The sequence below is a fragment of the Embleya sp. NPDC020630 genome (assembly GCF_044334985.1).
Lineage (GTDB): Bacteria > Actinomycetota > Actinomycetes > Streptomycetales > Streptomycetaceae > Embleya.
Window position 1 is genome coordinate 1 of sequence record NZ_JBIRUB010000050.1, and the last position, 20,717, is coordinate 20,717.

The 20,717-nt window shown below is 73.3% G+C and carries 2 protein-coding genes and 1 pseudogene; all 3 read right to left on the reverse strand.

From position 1 onward, the window contains the following. Positions 1–1,782 (reverse strand): type I polyketide synthase (locus ACH4XV_RS48115; RefSeq protein ID WP_395800926.1); only part of this gene is annotated, 1,782 nt, incomplete at its 3' end. Positions 1,783–1,830: 48 nt separating this feature from the next. Beyond that, positions 1,831–11,310 (reverse strand): annotated as a pseudogene (locus tag ACH4XV_RS48120) (type I polyketide synthase); the annotation flags it as partial. A gap of 8 nt (positions 11,311–11,318) precedes the next feature. Beyond that, positions 11,319–20,699: an SDR family NAD(P)-dependent oxidoreductase gene (locus ACH4XV_RS48125; RefSeq protein ID WP_395800928.1), complete on the reverse strand. Its 9,381-nt coding sequence runs from the start codon at positions 20,697–20,699 to the stop codon at positions 11,319–11,321. Positions 20,700–20,717: the final 18 nt, after the last annotated feature.

Below are 20,717 nucleotides of genomic sequence, written 5' to 3' on the forward strand. Positions count from 1 at the left end.
CGCAGCGAACACCGGGAACGCGTCCAGCAGCTCCGCACCCATCCCCACCCACTGCGACCCCTGCCCCGGAAACACCAACACCGTCCGCCCCGAAGCCCGCACCACCCCGGACACCACACCCGCCGTCGGCTCCCCGGCAGCCAGCGCCGCCAGACGCGCCGTCAACTCCCCGTGGTCCGAAGCCGATACGACAGCCCGGTGCTCGAACGCCGACCGGGTGGCGACCAGCGCCGCTGCGACCGCCGCCGGGTCCGACTCGGGGTGCTCGGCCACGAATTCGGCGAGTCGGCCCGCCTGCGCCCGCAGCGCGGCCTCCGACTTGCCCGACACCATGAACGGCAGCGCCCCCCGCGCGGCGGGGCGCGGCTGACCCGCCTCCGGAACCTCCGGATCCGCCGCCTGCTCGACGATCACGTGCGCGTTCGTCCCGCTGATCCCGAACGACGAGACCGCGGCCCGGCGCGGACGATCGACCTCGGGCCACGCCCGTGCGTCGGTCAGCAGCTCCACCGCGCCCGCCGACCAGTCGATCCGGGTCGAACGCTCCTCCGCGTGCAGGGTTTTGGGCAGGGTCCCGGCCCGGATCGCCAGCACGGTCTTGATCAGACCCGCGACGCCCGCCGCCGCGCCGGTGTGGCCGATGTTCGACTTCACCGAGCCCAGCCACAGCGGGCGACCGGCCGGGCGGCCCCGGCCGTAGGTGGCGAGGAGCGCCTGCGCCTCGATCGGGTCGCCGAGCGTGGTACCGGTGCCGTGAGCCTCGACCGCGTCGACATCACCCGCCGACAGACCGGCGTTCGCCAGCGCGAGCCGAATGACCCGCTGCTGTGAGGGGCCGTTGGGGGCGGTCAGGCCGTTGCCCGCGCCGTCCTGGTTGACCGCGCTCCCCCGGACCACCGCGAGCACCCGGTGGCCGGCGCGCCGTGCGTCGGCCAGCCGCTCGACCAGGAGCACGCCCGCGCCGTCGGCGAGACCCATACCGTCGGCGGCCTCCGCGAACGCCTTGCACCGGCCGTCCACGGCCAACCCGCGCTGGGCGCTGAAGCCGAGGAACTGGATCGGGGACGACAACACCGTGACACCGCCGACCAGGGCCAGCGAACATTCGTCGTTGCGCAGCGCCTGTACGGCCAGGTGCAGGGCCACCAACGACGAGGAGCACGCGGTGTCCACGGTTACGGCGGGACCTTCGAGCCCGTACAGGTAGGACAGCCGGCCGGCGAGTACGGCGGCGGCCGTACCGGTGGTCAGGTGTCCGAGGTGTTCGTCGGGTACCCGCCCGCTCGTCCAGGCGTAGTCCACGCTGTTCGTACCCATGAATACACCCGCCCGGCTGCCGCGCAGACCGGCCGGGGGGATACCGGCGTGTTCGAAGGCCTCCCAGGAAGTCTCCAGGAGCAGGCGTTGTTGCGGGTCCATCGCCAGGGCCTCGCGCGGCGAGATGCCGAAGAAGTCGGCGTCGAAGTCCGCGACGTCGCGGATGAAGCCGCCGGCCGCGGCGTAGGTGGTGCCGGCGTGCTCCGGGTCGGGGTGGTACAGCCGGTCCACGTCCCAGCCGCGATCGCGGGGCAGCGGGCCGATCGTGTCCTCGCCGCGTTCGAGCAGGTCCCACAGGTCGTGCGGTGAGGCGACGCCGCCGGGGAGGCGGCAGGCCATGCCGACGATCGCCACGGGTTCGGTGGTGGCGGCGGCCGCCTCGAAGGCGGCGATCCGCTGCTGTGCGTCGTGCAGCTCGGTCGTGGCCCACTTCAGGTATTCGCGAAGGGTTTCCTCAGTGGCCACGGCAGTCCTCCGGTGCTGGGGTCGCGGTGTGCGTGGGGCCGGGGCGGGTCACGGCGTGCCCCCGGCCGGGGTGCCTCGGCCGAGGCGGCGGTCGATGAACGCCAACATCTCGTCGTCCGAGGCCGCTTCGAGTTCGGCGGCGACGCTCGGCGGGTCGGTCGAGGGTTCGGTTGCTGCCGTGCCGTTCCAGTCGGCGAGCAGTGCCCGCAGTCGCCGGGTGATGCCGGCCCGGTCCGTTTCGCCGACCGAGGCCGAGGCCAGATCGGCGGTGAGGCGGTCGAGTTCGGCGTGGACGTGGGCGGCGTTCACGGGTGTGTCCGGCAGGAGTTCGGCCGTCAGCAGGTCGACCAGGGCGAGCGGGGTCGGGTGGTCGAACAGCAGGGTGGCCGGCAGGTCGAGGCCGGTGCGCCGGTTCAGCCGGTTGCGCAGGTCGACGGCGGTGACGGACTCGAAGCCGAGGTCGGCGAAGGCGCGTTCGGGCCGGACCTCCTCGACCGACTCGTGTCCGAGGGCTGCGGCGGTATGGGTGCGGACCAGCTCCAGGAGGCGGTGCGGGCGGTCGGCGGCGGACAACTCCAGTATTTCGCGGCGGAATTCGTCGGCCGCGTGCACGTGCTCCTCGGTCGCGGCCGGGGTGGTGCGGGCCTCGGGGATGGTGTCGATCAGGCGACTGGGTCGGCGGGCGGTGAAGGCGCGGATGAAGACCGGCCAGTCGACATCGGCGACGGTCACACAGGTGTCGTCGTGGTCGAGGGCTCGTTGCAGTGCCGCCAGGGCCGCTCCGGGGTCGAGCGTACGCAGGCCGCCGAGGCTGATGCGGCGTAGTGCGCGGGCGAACTCCGGGTCTGCCGCGCTTTGTTCCGTTGCGGAGCGGCCCGCCGGGCCCGGCTCCGTCGTCGGGTCCCAGACCGACCAGGCCACGGACAGGGCGTGCCGGCCCCGCGCGCGGTGTTGTCGGGCGAGGGCGTCCAGGTGTGCGTTGGCCGCGGCGTAGGCACCGTGTTCGCCGCTGCCCCAGAAGGCGGCCACCGAGGAGAAGTACACGATGGTGCGCAGCTCGTCCGGGTCGAGGAGTTCGTCGAGGATGCGGGCGCCGTCCACCTTGGCTGCCAGTACGTCGGCGACGGCGGCGGGGTCGGTGTCGAGCAGGGCGGCCAGGCCGGGGTCGCCGGCGGTGTGCATCAGGTCGGTGATCGTTCGGCCCGCCGCGGTGAGGCGGTCGATCAGGTCGGCGACCTCACGCCGGTCGCTCAGGTCGCACCCGGCGGTGGTGAGCCCGGTGCCGGTCGCGGCGAGGTCGGCTTCGAGGCGGGCGGCGGCGTCGGGGGTGATCCGCCCGGCCAGCACGACGTGTTCCGCGCCGCGCTCGGCCAGTCGGCGGGCGAGCCGGGCGGCAGGCGCGCCGGTGCCGCCCGTGTCGCCGATGTCACCGATGTCGCCGGTGATCAGTACGGTGCCGGACGGCCGCCAGTCCCGTACCGCTTCGGTGCCGGCCACCGGCGCGTGCACCATGCGGCGGACGAAGGTCCCGGTCGGTCGGACGGCGAGCTGGTCCTCGTCGGCCGCGTTGCCCAGCGCCCGCCACACCCGTTCGACGGCATCCGGATCCGGGTGCTCCGGCAGATCGATCAGGCCGCCCCAGCGGTCCGGCAGTTCGAGGGCCGCGACCCGGCCCAGGCCCCAGATCCGGGCCTGTTCCGGATCCGGGGGCGCCGGGTCGCCGTCGACCTCGACGCCGCCGCGCGTCAGGCACCACAGCCGGGTGTCGGCGGTGCGGGCGGCGGCGGCCTGGACGAGGAGCAGCGTGCCGGCGAGACCGGCCGGGTCACGGCCGAGGAGGGACAGGATTCCGACCGGTCCCACGCCGTCGGGCAGCGCCGTTTCGAGGCTGCGCGCCGGTTCGGCCCCGGCGGTGGGCCGGGTGGGGTCGACGACGAGGATGGCGACGTTCGTGCCCCGCTCGGCGAGCGCCGCCGCCCATGCGCCGCCTTCCTCGTCGGCGGCCGGTACGACCGCCAGCCACGTGGTGGGCGTGGCGGGATCCGTGGGCAGGTCGTCGGCGGGCCGCCAAATGGCGCGGTAACGCCACGCGTCGGCGATGCGCTGCTCCCGGGTCCGGCGGCGCCAGCTCCGCAACGCGGGCAACGCCGCGTGCCACGGTCGCGCGTCGGGGGTGTCGAGCAGGTCGGCGAGGGCCCGGGAATCGTCGGCCTCGATCAGCTCCCAGAAGCGTGCCTCGACCGGGTCACGGGTCGCTTCGGCCGCGACGTGCGCCCGATCGAGCCAGTAGCGCCGCCGGTGGAAGGGATACGTCGGCAGGTCGACGGCCTCGGCCCGGCGGCCGGCGAACACCGCCTCCCAGTCGGGTGTGACGCCCAGGACCGTCGCCTCGCCGACGGAGAGCAGGAACCGTGCGAGGTCGCCCTGCTCGCGACGCAGGGTCCCGACGGTCGCCGGCTCGATGCCGACGGCCGCCGCCGTCTCCCGGATCGGGGTGAGCAGCGTGGGGTGCGGGCCCACGTCGACGAACGTGTCGTAGCCCTGCGCCAGCAGCCCGCGTACGGTCTGTTCGAACCGCACGGTGTGCCGCAGGTTGTCGTACCAGTAGTCGGCGGCCAATCGCGTGGTGTCCAGCGGCCCGCCCGTCACCGTGGAGTGGAACGGCACCGTCGCGGTCGCCGGTTCGATCCCGGCGAGGTCGCCGCGCAGCCGATCGCGGATCTCCTCGACTCGGGCCGAGTGCGAGGCGTAGTTCACCGGCAGGATCCGCCCGCGCTCTGCCGCCTCGACCAGTTCCCGCACCGCCGCCGGCTCGCCCGAGACGACCACCTGGCCGGGACCGTTGACCGCCGCGAGGGACAACCGGCCGTCGAACTCCGCGATGCGCGCGACCACTTCGGTCTCCGACATGGCGACCGACGCCATCAGGCCGCGCTCGGCCAGGTCGAGCAGTGCCCTGCCGCGCAGCGCGACGATCCGCGCTCCGTCCGCCAGGGTCAGCGCGCCGGCGACGCAGGCCGCCGCGATCTCGCCCTGGGAGTGCCCGACCACCACGGAGGGTCGTACCCCGTGGGCGCGCCAGAGTTCGGCGAGCGAGACCATCACCGCCCACAACGCGGGCTGCACCACGTCGACCCGCTCCAGGCCGGCGCCCTCCGGATCGCGCAGCACCTCGGTGAGCGACCAGTCGACGTACGGGGCCAGCGCCGCCGCGCAGCGCTCGATGTGCTCGGCGAACACCGGTGCCTGGTCGAGCAGTTCGGCGGCCATGCCGGGCCACTGCGAGCCCTGGCCGGGGAAGACGAACACGACCCGGTCGCGGACCGGCCCGCTGCCCTCGACGACGCCCGCCGTCGCTTCGCCCGAGGCGAGGTCGTCCAGCGCGTGCCGGAGGCCGTCCCGGTTCCGGGCCACCACGACCGCGCGGTGGGCGAGCCGGGTGCGGGTGCGGGCCAGTGAGAACGCGAGGTCGGCCGGGGCGAGTTCGGGGTGTCGCGCGAGATGGGCGCGCAGTCGGTCGGCGACCGTGCGCAGTTCGCGTTCGGTGGCGGCGGAGAGCAGGTACGGCAGCGGCGCGGCGTGGTCGTCGGCGTCGGGTTCGGCTCCGGCGTCGGGTTCGGCCGGCTTCACGGCGCGGGCGGGGACGGGGGCGGGCGTGGGCGGCGACTGTTCCACGATCACGTGCGCGTTGGTGCCGCTGATCCCGAACGAGGAGACACCGGCCCGGCGCGGCCGGTCGTACTCCGGCCAGCGCACACTGTCGGTGAGCAGCGCGACCGCGCCGGCCGACCAGTCGACGTGCGGCGTCGGCGCGTCCACGTGCAGCGTCCTGGGCAGCACGCCGTGCCGCAGCGCCATCACCGTCTTGAGCAGGCCCGCCATGCCGGCGGCCGCCGCCGCATGGCCGAGGTTGGACTTCACCGAGCCGAGCCACAGCGGTCGGTCGGCGGGCCGGTCGTGGCCGTAGGTGGCCAGCAGCGCCTGCGCCTCGATCGGGTCGCCCAGCGTGGTACCGGTCCCGTGTGCCTCCACGGCGTCCACCTGATCGCCCGTCAACTCGGCGTCGGCCAGAGCGAGTCGGATCACCCGCTGCTGCGCCGGTCCGTTCGGCGCGCTCAGCCCGTTGCTGGCGCCGTCCTGGTTGACGGCACTGCCGCGCACGAGCGCCCATACCCGCCGGCCGTGCCGCCGGGCGTCGGAGAGCCGTTCGAGCAGGACCACGCCGGCCCCCTCGGACCAGCCGGTGCCGTCGGCCGCCGCCGCGAACGACTTGCAGCGGCCGTCCCGGGCCAAGCCGCGTTGTCGGCTGAACTCGATGAAGCCCGTGGGATCGGCCAGCACCGTGACACCGCCGGCCAGGGCCGTCGAGCATTCGCCGCGCCGCAACGCCTGCACGGCCAGGTGCAGCGCCACCAGGGAGGACGAACATGCGGTGTCCACGGTCACCGCCGGGCCCTCGAGGCCGAAGGTGTAGGCCAGTCGACCGGACAGCACACTGCCCGCGCCGCCGGTGAGCGCGTAGCCCTCCGCGTCACGCGCGCCGATTCCGTACCCGGACGGCGTGCCGCCGACGAACACGCCGGTGGGCGTGCCTCGAAGCGCCGACGCATCGAGTCCGGCCCGTTCGAACGCCTCCCACGAGGTCTCCAGGAGCAGCCGCTGCTGCGGGTCCATCGCCAGCGCCTCGCGGGGCGAGATCCCGAAGAAGCCGGGGTCGAACTCGGCCACGCCGGGCAGGAATCCGCCGTGCCGCGCGTAGGAAGTTCCGGGGTGGTCGGGGTCCGGGTGGTACAGGCCTTCCAGGTCCCAGCCGCGATCGTCCGGGAAGGGTCCGATGGCGTCGCCGCCGTCGGCGACGAGCCGCCACAGGTCCTCGGGCGAGCCGATTCCGCCGGGGAAGCGGCAGGCCATGCCGACGATCGCGATCGGTTCGTCCGCCGAGGCCCGCGCGACGGCCGGGATCGACAGGCTCGTCTGCCGCCGTCCACCGTCGAGTTCGGCGCACAGGAATGTGGCCAGCGCCCTCGCCGAGGGGTGGTCGAAGACGGCGGAGACGGGCAGGGCGAGGCCGGTCAGGGCGGCGAGCCGGTCACGCAGTTCGACGGCGGTGAGCGAGTCGAAGCCGAGGTCGCGGAAGGCCCGGTCGGGGTCGATCGCCTGTGGTGAGGCGTGGCCGAGTACGCGCGCGACCTCGACGCGGATCGCGTCGAGTGCGCGCGCCGGTCGGTCGGCGGGTGGGGAGGCGGCGAGGCGGCGGCCGAGTTCGGCGGTCGTGGCGTCTTCCGGCTCCGCCGATTCCTCGGCATCCGCCGCGAGTTCGCTCCACAGCGGGCTGGGACGCAGTGCGGTGAAGGTGGCGGTGAAGCGTTGCCGGTCGACGTCCGCGACGGTCACCGTGGGCTCGGGGCCGCCGACCGCGTGGGCGAGTGCGGTCAGGGCGGTGTCCGGGTCGAGCAGGCGCAGGCCGCGCCGGGCCACCCACTCCACGTCGCGTTCCGTGGCGACCATGCCGTCGCCGGCCCACGGTCCCCACGCGATCGAGGTCGCGGCGAGTCCGCGCGCGCGGCGCTGCTCGGCCAGCGCGTCGAGGGCGGCGTTCGCGGCGGCATACGCGCCCTGCGCGCCGCTTCCCCACACACCGGCGATCGAAGAGAACAATACGAAGGCGCGCAGAGGGCGTTCGCCGAACACCGCATCGAGATTCGCGGCACCGACCGCCTTGCCGGCGAGCACGTCCGAGCAGGTTTGGGGGTCGGTGTCGAGCAGCGCCCGGTCCCGGACGATGCCGGCGGCGTGTACGACGGCCTCGATCGGGCCGCCGTCCGCTTCCACTTCGGCGACGAGGTGGGCGACGGCGGACCGATCGGCGAGGTCGCAGGTGACGATGGTCGTGCGCGCGCCGAACTCCGCCAGTTCGGATACGAGTTCGTGCACGCCCGGCGCGTCCCTGCCACGACGGCTGACCAACACCACGTCGTGCGCTCCGCGTTCCGCCGCCCAGCGCGCCACCCGGGCACCCAGGCCGCCGGTGCCGCCGGTGATCAGGATCCGGCCCGTCGGCTGCCAGCCGGCGGAGTGCTCCGACGGCGCCCCGGCGGACAACCGCCGTACCCACACCCCGGTCGTACGCACGGCGACCTGATCCTCGGCGCCGTCGGCGATCACCGCGGCAACCCGGGACCAGGCCGGCTCGTCGAGCGTGGCGGGCAGGTCGATCAGGCCGCCCCACAGCGTGGGATGCTCCAGCGCGACGGTGCGGCCCAGGCCCCATACCTGGGCCTGCTCGACGTGCCGGACCACATCCGAGGCGCCCGTACGCACCGCGCCCTGGGTCAGACCCCACACCCGCACCCGGTCGTCGAGCCCGAGATCGCACAGCGCCTGAACCAGGGCAAGCGTGCCGGAGAGGCCGGCGGTGAGCCCGGGCGCGACGGGGTCGGGTGTCGTGTCACGCCCCAGGAGCGAGACGACGCCGATGATGTCGGGGTACGCCCGGAGCCGTTCGGTCAGCGCCGTCCGGTTCGCCGCGCCGGGCTCGACCACGAGGTGTGCGACACGCGCGCCACGCGCTTCGAGCGCCCGCGCACCCGCCGCGCCGAGATCGGTGTCGGATGAGATCACCAGCCAGGAGCCGGACAACCGGGCATCGCACGGTTCGGCGACCGACCGCCAGCGAATCGTGTATCGCGGACTCGCTCCCGGATCGACGCCGTCCGCGTCCCGGCCGGCGCCAACCGGAACGGCACCGGCGTCACGACGTCGCGTGGCGAGCCAATAGCGCCGCCGCTGGAAGGCGTACGTCGGCAACTCCACGCGCTTGCCGCCGCGCGCGGCCGGGACACCGGACCAGTCCACCCGGATTCCGGCGCCGTGCAGGCCGGCCAGTGCGGTGCTCGTGGTCCGTGCCTCGGAGTGGTCCCGACGCAGGAACGGCACGACGGTGGGTCCGGTCCGCGAATCGATGTTCTCCCGCGCCATCGCGGAGGCCACCGCGTCCGGACCGATCTCCGCGAATGCCGTGGTGCCCTCCGCGACGAGCGTGCCGATGCCGTCGGCGAAGCGGACCGGTTCGCGCACCTGGCGCACCCAGTAGCCGGGGTCGCCCAGTTCGGCGTCCTCGGCGATCCGGCCCGTGACATTCGAGACCACCGGGAACCGCGCGCTCCCGTACGACACTTTCTCCAGCACCGTCCGGAAGTCGGCCTGCATCGAGTCCATCCGCACCGAGTGGAACGCGTGCCCGACCCGGAGCCGCCGAGTCCGCCGCCCCTGCTCCGCGAAGCGCGCGGCAATCGCCAGTACGGCGTCCTCGTCCCCCGAAACCACCACGGAAGTCGGTCCGTTGACCGCCGCCAGACCCGCCGTATCCAGGCCCTTGAGGGCGATACGTACCTCCGCTTCGCCGGCCTGCACCGCGACCATCGCGCCACCCGCCGGCAGCGCCTGCATCAACCGGCCCCGCGCCGCCACGACCTCCGCCGCATCGGCCGGTGACCACACACCGGCGACGTGCGCGGCGGCCAACTCTCCGATCGAATGGCCCAGCAGGAAGTCGGGTCGCACGCCGAACGATTCGACCAGTCGGAACAGCGCCACCTCGACGGCGAACAACCCCGCCTGCGTGAACACCGTCTCGTCGAGAAGCCCATCGGTGCCCTGCGCTCCGAAGACGACGTCCCGCACCGAATGCGCCACGTGTCCGGCCAACCGGTCATCCAACGCGGCCACGATCTCGTCGAAGGCCGCCGCGAACACCGGCTGGGTGGCGTGCAGTTCACGCCCCATGCCGACCCGCTGACTGCCCTGTCCACTGAAGAGGAACGCCGCTCGACCATCCGTACGGGCCGTCCCCGTCACCACGCCGGGCCCCGGCGCCCCGTCCGCCAAGGAGCTCAATCCCGCGAGGAGTTCCGCACGATCGACACCGAGGACCACAGCGCGCACATCCAGCGCCGAACGAGTCGCGGCCAGCGAATGGGCGAGGTCGAGCGGGGTGAGGTCGGGGTGCGCCTCGATGTGGTCCAGTAGCCGCCGTGCCTGCGCGCGCAGTCCGGCTTCGGAGCGGGCGGAGACGAGCCAGGGGATGTGGTCGTGCGCGGGTCCTTCCGTCGTCACCGACCCGCCGCCGTCCTCGGCGGCGGGCACCGCGTCGCCCTCCTCGATGACCACGTGCGCGTTCGTCCCGCTGATCCCGAACGACGACACGCCGGCTCGACGCGGCCGACCCGTCTGCGGCCACGGTCGCGCCTCGGTCAACAGCTTCACCGCGCCCGCCGACCAATCCACGTGCGGGGTCGGCGCATCCACGTGCAGTGTCTTCGGCAACACGCCCCGGCGCATCGCCTGCACCATCTTGATCACCCCCGCCACCCCCGAGGCGGCGACCGAGTGACCGAGATTCGACTTCAGCGCGCCCAGCCACAGCGGCCGCTCCGGGTCGCGGTCGCGTCCGTACGTGGCCAGGAGCGCGCGCGCCTCGATCGGGTCGCCGAGTGCGGTGCCGGTGCCGTGCGCCTCCACCGCGTCGACCTGATCCGCCGTCAGTCGGGCGTTCTCCAGCGCCTGTCGGATCACCCGTTGCTGCGCGGGACCGCTGGGCGCGGTCAGTCCGCTGCCGCCGCCGTCCTGGTTGACGGCGCTGCCGCGCAGTACGGCGAGCACCTGGTGGCCGTTGCGCCGCGCGTCGACCAACCGTTCGAGCAACAGCAGGCCCACACCCTCCGACCAGCCGGTGCCGTCGGCGGCCGCGGCGAACGCCTTGCAGCGGCCGTCGGGCGCGAGGCCGCGTTGACGGCTGAACTCGACGAACAGGGACGGATCCGAGAGCACCGACACCCCGCCGGCCAGGGCGAGGGAGCACTCGTCCTGCCGGAGGGCCTGCGCGGCCAGGTGCAGGGCGACCAGCGAGGACGAACAGGCCGTGTCCACGGTCACCGCCGGACCCACGAACCCGTACGTGTACGACAACCGGCCGGACAGCACACTGGCCACGTTTCCGGTCAGGAGGTAGCCCTCGACACTCTGCGGCACGTCGTCCGGATGCTCGATATAGCGGAGCGCGCCGGCCCCGACGAAGACACCGGTGCGGCTGCCCTTCAGCCCGATGGGGTCGATCCCGGCCCGCTCGAACGCCTCCCACGACGTCTCCAGCAACAACCGCTGCTGGGGATCCATCGCCAGCGCCTCGCGCGGCGAGATGCCGAAGAACTCCGCGTCGAAGTCGCCCACATCGGACACGAAGCCGCCCCGGCGCACATAGGTCTTGCCGGGCGCGGCCGGGTCCGGGTCGTGGATGCCGTCGACGTCCCAGCCCCGGTCGGTCGGGAAGTCGGAGAGCACGTCCGCGCCGGTCGCGACCAGCCGCCACAGGTCCTCGGGCGAGCGGATCCCGCCGGCGAAGCGGCACGACATGGCGACGATGGCGATCGGTTCCCGGCCGCGCGCCTCGACGGCGGCCAACCGCCGCTTGGTCTGCCGAAGTTCCTCGGCCACCCGCTTGAGGTAGTCGCGAAGTTTGTGCTCGGTGTCGCCGGCGCTCATCGGCCACGCTCTCCAGGGGTCGGGGGTCCGGATCGTTCGGCGGCCGACGGGTCCGGCGGGTTGGGCGCGGACCGGTCCGGCGGGTCGGCGGCCCACGGCTCCGGCCGTTCGCCGGATCGGTCGAGGCCCAACTCCTCGTCGAGCAGGGTGAACATCTCGTCGTCGGTCACGGCGTCGAAGCCGTCCGGTCGTTCGTCGCGGGCGGCGTCGGACGCCGTGCCGTTCGGCATCTCCTCGAATCGCCACACCAGTGCGCGGAGTCGGCGCAGCACCGCCTCCCGCTCGTCGAGCGCGCCCGGAGGCGAGTCGGCGAACGCCGCTTCGAGCCGGTCCAGTTCCCCGAGCAGCGGCGCGGGCGCGGACTCCTGTGCGGGGTGCAGCTCTTTGTCCAGGAATCGGGCGAGTGCCTGCGGGGTCGGACAGTCGAAGGTCACCGTCGTGGGCAGGCGCAGTCCGGTGGCGACGCCGAGCCGGTTGCGCAGTTCGACCACGGTCAGCGAGTCGAAGCCGGACTCCAGGAAGCCGCGTTCGGAGGAGATCGCGTCCATCGAGGCGTGCCCCAGGACGAGGGCGCAGTGCCGACGGACGAGGTCGACCAGGATGCGCTCCCGCTCCGCCCGGGAGCGTCCCGCCAACTGCACTGCCGGCGCCGGATCCGCGTGGGCCTCGGCGGCGACGGCCCGCCGCAGCGGGGCCCGCACCAGGCCGCGCAGGGGTGCGGCCAGGACGCCCTGCTCGGCCGCCGTACGCAGCGCGCCGAGGTCGAACCGGACGGCGGCCGGGTTCGCCTGCGCCGTCCGCAAGGCCGCGTCCAGCAGCGCGAGGCCCTGTTCGGCCGTCATGGCGACGATGCCGGAGCGACGCATCCGGGCGAGATCCGGCCGGCCGAGGTGTCCGGTCATGCCGCTCGCCGCGCCCCACAGTCCCCACGCCACGGAGGTGGCGGGAAGGCCGGCGGCCTGCCTGCGGGTGGCGAGCGCGTCCAGAAAAGTGTTCGCCGCCGCGTAGTTGGCCTGACCCGGGCCGCCCAGCACGCCGGCGATCGAGGAGAAGAGCACGAAGGCGGCGAGGTCGTGGCCGGCGGTCAACTCGTGCAGGTTGATCGCACCGTCGACCTTCGCGCGCAAGACCCGCTCCACATGTTCGGGGGTCATGGACTCGACCGGTGCGTCGGCCAGAACACCGGCCGCGTGCACAACCCCGGTCAGCGGCGCGGAACCCGGGACGCGCGCCAGGACCCGCGCGAGGGCTTCGCGGTCGGCCGCGTCGCACTCCTCGACGACCACCCGCGCCCCGAGACCGGAGAGTTCGGACACCAGCTCCGCCGCGCCCGGGGCGGCCATACCGCTGCGGCTGAGCAACACCAGCGCGCGCACACCGTGTTCGGCGACGAGATGCCGAGCCACCAGAGCGCCGAGCGTGCCGGTGCCCCCGGTGATCAACACCGTCCCGTCCGGATCGAGCGGCACCGGCATCCGGAGCACCAACTTCCCCGTATGCCGCGCCCGCGCCATGAACCGAAACACCTCCGGTGCCCGCCGCACGTCGAAACACCGCACCGGCACCGGTGCCAACACACCCGACGCGAACAGCGCCGACAGTTCGCCGAGCAGCACCGCGATCCGCTCCGGCCCAGCCTCCAACAGGTCGAACGCCCGATACACGACTCCCGGAAACGCGGTCGCCACAGTGCCCCCGTCCCGGATGTCGGTCTTCCCCATCTCGATGAACCGGCCCCCATCAGCGGTCAGTCGCAGCGACGCGTCGACGTACTCGCCCGCCAGCGAGTTCAACACCACGTCCACACCCCGGCCGCCCGTCGCGGCCCGGAAACGCGTCGCGAAATCGAGCGTGCGCGAATCACCGATATGCGCGTCGTCCAAACCCAACGACCGCAGCACATCCCACTTGCCACGACTCGCCGTCGCGAACACCTCGGCACCCAGATGCCGGGCGACCCGCACCGCCGCCATCCCCACCCCGCCGGTCCCCGCGTGGATCAACACCGACTCGCCGGCCCGCAGACCGGCCAACTCCACCAGCCCGTAATACGCCGTCAGGAACACCACCGGTACCGACGCCGCCTGCTCCCAGGACCACTGCGCCGGAATCCGGGCAACCGTCCGGTGATCGGCAACGGCGTGCGACCCGAACGCTTCCGGGAACATCCCGAATACCCGGTCCCCGACCACGAAGTCGGACACACCCGGACCCACCTCGGTCACCACGCCCGAGCCCTCGCCGCCCATCGACGCACCGGCCCCCGGGTACACGCCCAGGGCGATCAGCACATCACGGAAGTTCAGCCCCGCCGCCCGCACCGCGATCCGCAACTGCCCGGAGTCCAAGGGCTCCAGGGCCTGCGGCGCCGGCACCGGCGTCAGGTCTGCCAGAGTCCTGCGGGAGATCGCATCCAGCCGCCACGCATCCATCGGCGGTGTCAGCGTCCCGTCCCGATCCGCCCGAATCAGCCTCGGCGCGAGCACGACGCCCGACCGCACGGCGACCTGCGTCTCCCGCGCCGCCAGTGCCGTGCGCGCCACCTCGACGGGGTCCGCCGCATCGGCGTCGGCGTCCGGGTCGAGGTCGATCACCAGAAACCGGTCCGGGTGTTCGTGCTGCGCCGACCGCACCAACCCCCACGCGGGAGCGTGCACGAGGTCCGACACCCGGTCACCGGATGCCGCCGCCACCGCCCCGCGCGTGACCACCACGAAGCGCGACGCGTCCGATGCGGCGGTCAGCCAATCCCGCATCTCCGCGAGCACGCGGACGGCCGCCGCCTCGACCGCCGAGGCGAGATCCGCGAACTCCGCCGGAATCGGAGTGCAGGCGTGGATGGTCAAGTCCGGCTCCGGATCCGGCCGATCGCCGTCCGGAGCGCGCCGCTCGACGGGACTCCAGACCACCGAGTACAGCGAATCCGCGGCCATCGAACCGGTGCCCGGCCCGGCCCGGTCGACGGCGCGCAGTTCGAGCGCCTCGGCCGAGAGCACCGGTCTCCCGGTGCCGTCGGCGGCCTGCACCGCGATCCGGTCGGGATCACCATCGACCGGCGCCAGCCGGATCCGCAGCGCCGTCGCCCCGACCGCGTGCACCGTAAGCCCCTGCCAGACGAACGGCAGCCGCATCGTGCCCGTCGGGGCGGCGTCCGCCTCGGCACCGACGAGGCCGTGCAGGGCGGCGTCGAACAGCGCCGGGTGCACCGCGAACCGACCTGCTTCCCGCGCGAGTTCGTCCGGCAACCGCACGTCGGCGAACAACGCGCCGTCCCGGCCCCGGTACAGCGCCCGCAGCCCCCGGAAGGCGGGCCCGTAGCCGTATCCGGCGTCGGCGGCACGAGCGTAGAAGCCGTCGAGGTCGACCGGTCGCACACCGGTCGGGGGCCACGACACCAGATCGAACGCCGCGTCGGTGGCCTCCTCGGCCAGGAATCCGGCGGCGTGACGAGTCCATGCGCCGTCCTCGCCCACCGCCTCGTCCCGGGAGTACACCGCGATGGCCCGACGCCCATCGGCGGCCGGCGGCTCCACCCGTACCTGAAGGGCGCACGCGCCCTGCTCGGGCACCACGAGCGGCGTGTGCAGCGTCAGTTCGTCGACGCGTTCGCAGCCCACCCGATCGCCCGCCTGGACGGCCAATTCCGCGAAGGCGGTTCCGGGCAGCAACACCGTCCCCACGACGGCGTGGTCACGCAACCACGGCTGGGCCCGGAGGGAGATCCGGCCGGTCAGTACGACCGCGTCGCCCCCGGCCAGACGTATCGTCGCCGCGAGCAACGGGTGCCCGGCCACGACCAATCCGAGCCCGGCGACGTCGACCGGTGCGTCCGCGACGTCGTCGAGCCAATAAAGCCGGCGCCGGAAGGCGTAGGTCGGCAGGTCGAGGTGCCGGCGCCCGGTCGGCGGCAGCACCGCGGACCAGTCGATCCGGCAACCGCGGACATGGGCCAGTGCGAGTGCCGTCAACACCCCTTCGTGCTCCGGGCGGTCCCGGCGCAGCACGGAGCCGGCGGCAACATCGGGCGTGCCCGCATCGGCGCCGGTCCGCCCGGCGAGACAATCCTGCACCAGGGCGGTCAACACCCCGTCCGGACCCAGTTCGAGGAAAGTTCCCACGCCCGCCGCGCGCAGTTCCCGTACGCCGTCCGCGAAACGCACGGCGCCGCGCACCTGCCGTACCCAGTAGTCCGGTTCGATCAGTTCCTCGGCGCTCGCGAGCCGTCCGGTCAGTGTGGAGACGATCGGCAGCGCGGGTCGGCCGAAGGTGACCCCTTCCAGCACACCCCGGAATTCGGCCGTCATCGCGTCCATCCGCAGCGAGTGGGACGCGCGGCTGATCGTCAGTCGTTTGGTCTTGCGTCCGCGTGCCGCGAACTCGGCGGCCACCCGAAGCACCGGCTCCTCGTCGCCGGAGAGCACCACCGCCATCGGACCGTTCAGCGCGGCGATGCCCGCCGTGTCACCGACACCCGCCGCCGCCAGCGCCGCCGCCACCTCGTCCTCGCGGGCCTGTACCGCGACCATCGCGCCACCCGCCGGAAGCGCCTGCATCAATCGCCCACGTGCCGCCACCACCTCGGCCGCGTCCGCGAGCGACCAGACGCCCGCGACATGTGCGGCGGCCAACTCCCCGATCGAATGACCCAACAGGAACTGCGGCCGCAGGCCGCATGATTCGAGCAACCGGAACAGCGCCACCTCGACCGCGAAGAGCGCCGCCTGGGTGAACACCGTCTCGTCCAGCAGCCCTGCGGTGCCCTGCGCCCCGAACACCACGTCCCGCACCGAATACGCGACATGCCCGGCCAGTCGGCGATCCAACTCCGACGCGGCAACGTCGAAGGCTTCCGCGAATACCGGAAATTCGGCGTGCAATTCCCGCCCCATCCCGACCCGCTGACTGCCCTGCCCGCCGAACAGGAACGCCAGGCCCCCCGCCCCGAGCACCGATCCCCGGACGACACCGGCCCCGAATTCACCCACCGCCAGCGCGTCCAGCCCGCCCGACAGCACGGCACGCGTGGAACCGACCACCACGGCGCGCTCTTCGAGCGCGGCACGCGAGCCGACCAGTGCCGAGGCGACCGCGGCGGGGTCGAGTTCGGGGTTCTCGTTCAGGTAGGCGGACAACATCGCGGCCTGGGCGCGCAGCGCGTCATCGGACCGCGCCGAAAGGACCCAGGCCAGGACCCGTTCGCCGGTCGTGACTTCCGCGACGTCCTCGACGTACGCCGGTTCGGGTTCCTGTGCCAGGAGCACATGGGCATTGGTGCCGCTCGCACCGAACGACGAGACACCGGCCCGGCGGGGACGACCGTTCTCGGGCCACTCGCGCGCCTCGGTGAGCAGTTCGACCGTGCCCGCCGACCAGTCGACGTGCGGGGACGGCTCATCGCAGTGCAGCGTCCGAGGCAACACGCCCGCACGCATCGCCATCACCATCTTGATCACACCGCCCACGCCGGCGGCGGCCTGGGCGTGACCGATGTTCGACTTCAACGACCCCAGGTACAGCGGCCGTTCGGCGCTCCGCCCCCGGCCGTAGGTGGCGATCAGCGCCTGCGCCTCGATCGGGTCGCCGAGCGTGGTACCCGTGCCGTGTGCCTCGACCACGTCGACGTCGGCGGCCGACAAACCCGCGTTCGCCAGCGCCTGCCGGATGACCCGCTGCTGCGACGAACCGTTCGGCGCCGTCAGCCCGTTGCTCGCGCCGTCCTGGTTGATCGCCGTACCGCACACCGTCGCCAACACCCGATGCCCGTGCCGCCGCGCGTCGGACAACCGCTCCACGAGCAGCACACCGACACCCTCCGACCAGCCGGCGCCGTCCGCAGTCGCCGAGAACGGCTTGCACCGGCCATCCGGCGCCAACCCCCGCTGCCGACTGAACTCGACGAAGACCTGCGGCGTGGCCATCACCGTCACGCCACCGGCCAACGCCATCGAACACTCGCCGCTGCGCAGGGCCTGAGCGGCCAGATGCAGCGCCACCAACGACGACGAACACGCGGTGTCCACGGTCACCGCCGGACCCTCGAACCCGAAGGTGTAGGCGATCCGACCCGACGCGACGCTGCCGGAGTTGCCGAGCAGCAGATAGCCGTCCACACCCTCGGGCACCTTCCGCATGCCCGACGCGTAGTCGTGGTACATCACCCCGACGAACACGCCGGTTCGGCTGCCGCGCAGCGTGCCGGGATCGATCCCGGCCCGTTCCAGCACCTGCCACGAGGTCTCCAGCAACAACCGCTGCTGCGGATCCATCGCCAATGCCTCGCGCGGCGATATGTCGAAGAAGCCGGCGTCGAACTGCCCGGCATTGTGCAGGAATCCGCCCTCGCGGGCATAACTCTTCCCGGATGCCGCCGGGTCGGGGTCGTACAGCCCGTCCAGGTCCCAGCCGCGGTTCGACGGGAATGGCGAGACGACGTCCCGGCCGTCGTCGACCAGGCGCCACAGGTCCTCGGGCGACTCGACCCCGCCGGGGTAGCGGCAGGCCATCCCGACGATGGCGATCGGGTCGTCGTCCACCGGCGTGGTGGCCGGCGTGATGGGCGACGCGTCCTGGGTGCCCAGGAGTTCCCGGCAAACCTCGCGCAGCAGTGCCGCCGGTGTCGGGTGGTCGAAGACGAGGGTGGCGGGCAGGTGCAGGCCGGTGGCCGTGTTGAGCCGGTTGCGCAGGTCGAGGGCGGTCAGCGAGTCGAAGCCGAGCGACTTGAAGGTCGCGGTGAAAACGATGTCGCCGCCCGTGGGGAAGCCGAGTACGGCCGCCACGTGTTCGCGGATCACCGCCGCCAGGGCCCGCTCCCGCTCGGCTTCCGACAGCGCGCCGAGCCGCCGGCCCAAGGCGGGCCCCGACGGGAGGGCGCCCGCGCCGACGGCTGCGGGGCGGGCCGGTGTGCGCACGAGGCCGCGCAACATGCCTGCCGGCCGCCCACTCCCGGCGCGGGCACGGAGCGCGGGAAGGTCCCACGCGGCCGGGATCAGCAGGGCCTCCGTCGAGCCGAGCGCGGCGTCGAAGAGGCGCAGCCCCTGCTCCGTGTCGAACGCTCCGATGCCGAGCCGGCGCATACGCTGCCGGTCGGCGTCGCTCATCGCACCGGTCATGCCGCCGGCCTCGCTCCACAACCCCCAGGCGAGCGAGGTGGCCGGGAGTCCGGCGGCGCGGCGGGCGTGGGCGAGTGCGTCGAGGTAGGTGTTCGCCGCCGCGTAGTTCGCCTGTCCTGGACCGCCCAGGATGCCGGAGACGGAGGAGAACAGCACAAAGGCGGCAAGGTGGTGATCGGCGGTCAGTTCGTGCAGGTTGACCGCGCCGTCGATCTTGGCGCGCAGCACGGTGTGTAGCCGGTCGTCGGTCATCGCCGCGACCAGACCGTCGTCCAGCAGTCCGGCGGCATGCACCACACCCGTCAGCGGGACCCGCAGGCGATGCAATACTCCGCGCAACACGTCCCGATCGGCCACATCACCTGCCTCGACCACCACCGACGCACCCAGCGTCGCCAGCTCCTCGGTCAACTCAAGCACCCCGGGGCCCTGTTCGCCCCTTCGCCCAAGCAGCACCAGACTGCGCACCCCGTGCCGCGCGACGAGACGGCGGGCCACCAGCCCACCCAACAGGCCGGTGCCGCCGGTGATCAGCACCGCCCCGTCACCGAAGCGACCCGCTGCTTCTACGGGGGAAGCGGCGTGCCGGACCAGTCGCGGCACCGAAACCGCGCCTCCGCGTACCACCAACTCTCTTTCCCCGGAGGCCAACACGCGCGGCAGGATGGCCGTCCACTCCGCGTCGTCGACGTCCACCACGACGAATCGATCGGGGTGTTCGGTCGCCGCCGACCGCACCAGACCCCACACCGCCGACGCCGCGAGTCCCGGCAGCGCCGAGGCTTCCGAACCCGTCGAGACACCCACCGCACCCCGCGTCACCACGACCAGCCGCGCCCCGGCGAACCGCTCGTCGGCAAGCCACTCCCGCACCACCGACAACACCCGAGCCGCCTCCCGGTGGGCTGCGGCGGCTTGATCGCCGTCTGTTGCCGGGTCGGCGAAACAGGGCAGAACGACCACTTCGGGTACGCCGTCCGCCGCCACCGCCCGCAGATCGGGCGCGTCCGCGCCCAGCACCCGGATCGCACCGGCGAAGGCGGCATCGACCCCACCGGTCGGAGTCCACTCGACGCGGTACAGATCCTGCTCCGCGACGGGCCGCGCCGCGACAAGCACGTCGTGGGCGATGGGGCGAAACGTCAGCGCCTCGATCACGGCCACCGGGGCCCCGGTCGCATCGGCCAGCGACACCCGGACACCGTCCGACCCGGCCGGGGACAGCCGTACCCGCAGGTGGGAGGCGCCACTCGCGTGCAGCGTCAGCCCCTTGACGACGAACGGCAACAACACCCGCTCGCCGCCCGGGGACAGGGCGGCGTGCAACGCGGCGTCGAGCAGCGCCGGGTGCAGTCCGAAGCGACCCGGATCCGCCGCTTCGTCGGGCAGCGCCACCTCGGCGTACGTGTCGTCGCCCGCCCGCCATGCGGCCCGCAGGCCCCGGAAGGCGGGCCCGTACGCATAGCCGCCGTGCTCCAGGTCGGCGTAGAAACCTTCGAGATCCATCGGCTCCGCGTCGGGCGGCGGCCAGGTCTCCGACGCGAAGGACACGTCCTGCGCCGATGCGCCCGCCGAGAGCGTCCCGACGGCGTGCCGGGTCCAGTCCGGCTCCGCCGACTCGTCCGCGCCGCGGGCGTACACGGCGACCGAACGCGACCCGTCGGCCTCGGCCGCGTCGACCACGACCTGGATCTCCAGCGAGCCGTGCTCGGGGATCACCAGCGGTGCCTCCAGGGCGAGTTCGGCGAGCAGGCCGCAGCCGACCTCGTCCCCGGCCCGAATCGCCAGTTCCACGAACGCCGTACCCGGCAGCAGCACCGTCCCGGCGACCACGTGATCCCCGAGCCAGGCGTGCGTGGACAGCGACACTCGTCCCGTCGACAGGACTCCCCGCCCGTCGCCGAGCCGCACGACGGCCCCGAGCAGCGCATGGTGCGCCGGGACCTGGCCGAGGCCGCGCGCGTCGGCTTGGGACGCGGAACGGACCGACCAATACCGCCGACGCCGGAAGGCGTAGGTCGGCAACTCGACGTCCCGAGAGGTGTGTTCGCCCACGAACGGCGTCCAGTCGATGGTGAGCCCGTTGACGTGCGCCTCGGCGAGCGCCGTGGTGAAGCGCTCGGGGCCGCCTTCAGCCCGCCGCAACGTCGCCAGCACCACCGCTTCGGCGTCGGCGGCTTCGACGGTGCTCTCGATGGGCGTGGTCAGCACCGGGTGCGCGCTCGCCTCCACGAAAGCGTCGAACCCCTGAGCCAGCAGAAGCCGCACGGTCTCCTCGAAACGCAC